We start from the raw sequence: 3,849 nt of genomic DNA, 5'->3' as shown, positions 1-3,849 counted from the left end.
CACTCGCGGCCCTGCGCAAGCGGGGGACCTGGGAGATCGCGGGCCGCGAGCTCGCCCTCACGAACCTGGACAAGGTGCTGTTCCCCGCCCGCGGGGCGCAGCCGCGGGTCACGAAGCGGGACCTGGTCCGCTACTACGCGCTGATCGCCCCGCGGATGCTGCCCTACCTCGAGGGCCGCCCGGTGAACCTGCACCGCTTCCCGGACGGCGTCGACGAGCCCGGGTTCTGGCAGAAGGAGCTGCCCGGGCACGCCCCGGAGTGGCTGCGGTTCTGGGACAACCCGGAGGCGGAGGCGGGGGAGTCCCGCCGGTACGCGGTGGTCGACTCGGTGGCCGCGCTGGTGTGGATGGCCAACCACGGCGCCGTCGAGCTGCACCCGTGGACCTCCCGGCTGCCCACCGTGCACGAGCCCCGCTGGGCGCTGATCGACATCGACCCCGGCCCCGCCAGCGGGTTCGCCGAGGTCCTGGTCCTGGCCCGGCTGTACCGCACCGCGCTGGCGCACCTGGGCGTCTCGGGGGCGCCGAAGGTGACCGGGCAGCGGGGCGTCCAGATCTGGGTGCCGGTGCGGGCCGGGTACTCCTTCGCCGACACCCGTAGGTGGGTCGAGCGGCTGTCCAAGGCGGTCGGTCGGACGGTGCCCGAGCTCGTGTCGTGGGAGTGGCACACGGACCGTCGCGAGGGGCTGATCCGCCTCGACTACACCCAGAACGCGATCAACCGGACCCTGGTGGCACCGTTCAGCCCGCGCCCCCGCGCCGGGGCCCCGGTGTCGGTGCCGATCACGTGGGCCGAGCTCGACGACCCCGACCTGCGCCCCGACCGCTGGACCCTCCACACCGTCCTCGACCGGCTCGCGGGGACCGGCGACCCCCTGGCCGAGCTGGTCGGCCGCGACCAGGAGCTGCCGAGCCTCTAGCTGTCCCGCCGGCAGAGGTTGTTGACGCGGTGGGCGGGTGGGTGTCCGCCGAGCGCAGTGTGGGGCCGGTGGACGTTGTAGCCGTGTAGCCAGGTCGGTAGCGAGGCGACACGCTCGGCTGAGGACTCGTAGACGGTGGCGTAGGCCCATTCCTGGGCGAGGGTGCGGTTGAACCGTTCGGCTTTGCCGTTCGTCCAGGGACAGCGGGGCTTGGTGAACCGTTGTCCGATACCGAGCTCGGTGCAGGTCGCGGCGAACAGGCGGCTGTTGCGGTGGGTCATGGCGTTGTCGGTCATGATCCGTTCCACCCGGATGCCGTGGTCGGCGAACCAGGCGTGCGCGCGGCGCAGGAACCCGGTGCAGGCGTGCTGGTTCTCCCCGCCGTCGGTGCTGGTGATGACTTCGACGTAGGCCAGGCGGGAGTGGTCGTCGACCGCGACGTGGACGTAGTCGTAGCCCACCCGCGGCCCGGACCGGGCAGCTCTGGACTGCGCGGAGCTCCGTCCGTGGGCCCGCCAGCCGCCGCCTGAGCGGATGTGGCCGAGTTTCTTGACGTCGATGTGGACCAACTCGCCGGGGCGGGCTCTCGGTCCGCCAACGGGTGTGCCATTTGTGCAGACACTGCCGCGAGATCCCGGCCTCCGCCGCGACGTGGGCCTTGGGTCGTCCGCGGTCGACACTCAGACACGATCGCCGCTTCCCCTCGACGGTCAGCGGGGCATTACGGTGCGACACGAGGACCTCCGGGGTCGACGGCATGGATGCCTTCAGCAGCTCCACACCTCGCCTGGAGGTCCTCCCTACATCAAGATCATCGATCCCGGGGTGTCGCCAGCCCCCACGTCACCAACCTCCATGAGTGGGACATCTAGCCGCGCCCTTGGTTCCCGGCCGCCCCCGGCGGGTACGCCACGGTCACGATCCCCGGACGACGAAGGGAGGCGTGACCCGTGACCACGGCGCGCCCCGACCCCACCACCACGGACGCAGGCATCCCGGTCGAGAGCGACGAGCACTCGCTCACGGTCGGCCCGGGCGGACCGATCCTGCTGCAGGACAGCTACCTCATCGAGCAGATGGCCCAGTTCAACCGCGAGCGCATCCCGGAGCGCCAGCCGCACGCCAAGGGCAGCGGCGCCTTCGGCTCGTTCGAGGTGACGAACGACGTCAGCGCCTACACCAAGGCGGCGCTGTTCCAGCCCGGCGCGCGGACGGACCTGGGTGTGCGGTTCTCGACCGTCGCTGGCGAGCGGGGCAGCCCCGACACCTGGCGCGACCCCCGCGGGTTCGCGATCAAGTTCTACACACCGCAGGGCAACTACGACATGGTCGGCAACAACACGCCGGTCTTCTTCGTCAAGGACCCGATGAAGTTCCAGCACTTCATCCGGTCGCAGAAGCGCCGCGCGGACAACAACCTGCGCGACCACGACATGCAGTGGGACTTCTGGACGCTCTCGCCCGAGTCCGCCCACCAGGTCACCTGGCTGATGGGGGACCGCGGCATCCCGCGCACCTGGCGCCACATGAACGGCTACACCAGCCACACCTACATGTGGATCAACGAGGCGGGCGAGGAGTTCTGGGTCAAGTACCACTTCAAGACCGACCAGGGCATGGAGTTCTTCACCCAGCACGAGGCCGACCAGATGGCCGCGGCGGACACCGACTACCACACCCGCGACCTCTTCGAGCACATCCGAGACGGCGAGTACCCGTCGTGGACGCTGCACGTGCAGGTCATGCCGTACGCGGACGCGAAGGACTACCGCTTCAACCCGTTCGACCTGACGAAGGTGTGGCCGCACGGCGACTACCCGCTGATCGAGGTCGGCCGGATGACGTTGGACCGCAACCCCACCGACAACCACACCGAGATCGAGCAGCTGGCCTTCCAGCCGAACAACCTGGTGCCGGGCATCGGGCCCTCGCCGGACCGGATGCTGCTGGCGCGGCTGTTCTCCTACGCCGACGCGCACCGCTACCGGCTGGGCGGCAACTACCAGCAGATCCCGGTGAACGCTCCGGTCTGCCCGGTCCGCTCGTACTCCAAGGACGGGGCGATGCGGGTGCAGAAGGTCTCCGACCCGGTGTACGCGCCGAACTCCTACGGCGGCCCGGCGGCCGACACCACGCAGCACGTGCCCACCTGGCAGGCGGACGGCGACATCATGCGGTCGGCCTACGTCGACCACGCCGAGGACGACGACTGGGGCCAGGCGGGCACGCTCGTGCGCGAGGTGCTCGACGACGCGGCCCGGGAACGTCTGGTGGACAACGTGGTCGGCCACCTGCTCAACGGCGTGTCCGAGCCGATCCTGGAGCGGGCGTTCACCTACTGGAAGAACATCGACAAGAGTGTCGGCGACCTGATCGAGCAGGGCGTGCGACAGAAGGCGTCCGAGACGGACCCGAAGGTCGACGAGCAGGGCAACCCGGCCCGCAGCTCCATGCAGGCCAAGGCCTGAGTGGAGCGGTGGGCCCGTCGAGCCTCTTGACGGGCCCACCGCCGCGGGCCAGCATCGTGGGCGCCACAAGGAGGTGGCTCATGACACAGGCACGGCCCGCGCCGGAGCCGGGTGCGATGCACCCGCACGACAAGCACGATCGACTCGACCTCGGAGACCCCGCCGAGCAGCGGCGGCGGCGCCTTCCCGCGCCCCGACCCGCCGACGAGGAGGAGACCCCCACCGAGGAGGACTCCTCCTGACCGCCGTCGGCGAGCCGCCGCTCCGGCCGGCCGCTGAGTCCGGCTCGGTGCTCGGGGCTCAGCGGGTCTCGCGTGGGAGCAGCAGCCTCAGGAAGCGCTCGTGCACGGTCGGGAGGTCCTCGTCCGGGTGCGCGAGCCAGTACTCGTGCGCCCCGAGCGTGGCGGCGAGCACGGTGATCATGCTGGCTGTGGGCGCGACCCGGGCCCGGCGCGAGAGTC

General features: G+C 70.7%; 4 protein-coding genes and 1 pseudogene. 3 read left to right on the top strand and 2 right to left on the bottom strand.

Annotated elements, in window-relative coordinates; translation table 11 throughout:
• Window positions 1-920 (top strand): non-homologous end-joining DNA ligase (gene ligD, locus H5J29_RS24300; RefSeq protein ID WP_220187858.1); only part of this gene is annotated, 920 nt, incomplete at its 5' end.
• On the opposite strand, the pseudogene H5J29_RS24295 reads toward ligD, so the two are convergent.
• A pseudogene (locus H5J29_RS24295) lies at window positions 917-1,655 on the bottom strand (integrase core domain-containing protein). The gene ligD and the pseudogene H5J29_RS24295 sit on opposite strands and share 4 nt — an antisense overlap.
• Window positions 1,656-1,870: 215 nt before the next feature.
• Here H5J29_RS24295 and H5J29_RS24290 point away from each other — a divergent pair.
• The gene (locus H5J29_RS24290; protein WP_181783349.1) at window positions 1,871-3,388 is read left to right on the top strand and encodes a catalase; all 1,518 of its coding nucleotides are present in this window, start codon (window positions 1,871-1,873) and stop codon (window positions 3,386-3,388) included.
• Window positions 3,389-3,468: 80 nt separating this feature from the next.
• On the top strand, window positions 3,469-3,630 hold the full coding sequence (locus H5J29_RS24285) for a hypothetical protein (RefSeq protein ID WP_181783348.1): 162 nt from the start codon (window positions 3,469-3,471) through the stop codon (window positions 3,628-3,630).
• 58 nt (window positions 3,631-3,688) lie between these two features.
• Here H5J29_RS24285 and H5J29_RS36620 read toward each other — a convergent pair.
• Window positions 3,689-3,849, bottom strand: a 161-nt coding sequence (locus H5J29_RS36620; RefSeq protein WP_220187859.1) for an acyl-CoA-like ligand-binding transcription factor, incomplete at its 5' end; no start/stop codon positions are given.

The organism is Pseudonocardia pini (assembly GCF_013870575.1).
Lineage (GTDB): Bacteria > Actinomycetota > Actinomycetes > Mycobacteriales > Pseudonocardiaceae > Pseudonocardia > Pseudonocardia pini.
Note: the sequence above shows the minus strand (reverse complement) of the source record. Positions and strands in the feature narration are given on the sequence as shown.

Excerpts from the sequence above, each read along its gene's own strand:
- H5J29_RS24285 (WP_181783348.1), top strand. The coding sequence starts at position 3,469 with ATGACACAGGCACGGCCCGCGCCGGAGCCGGGTGCGATGCACCCGCAC.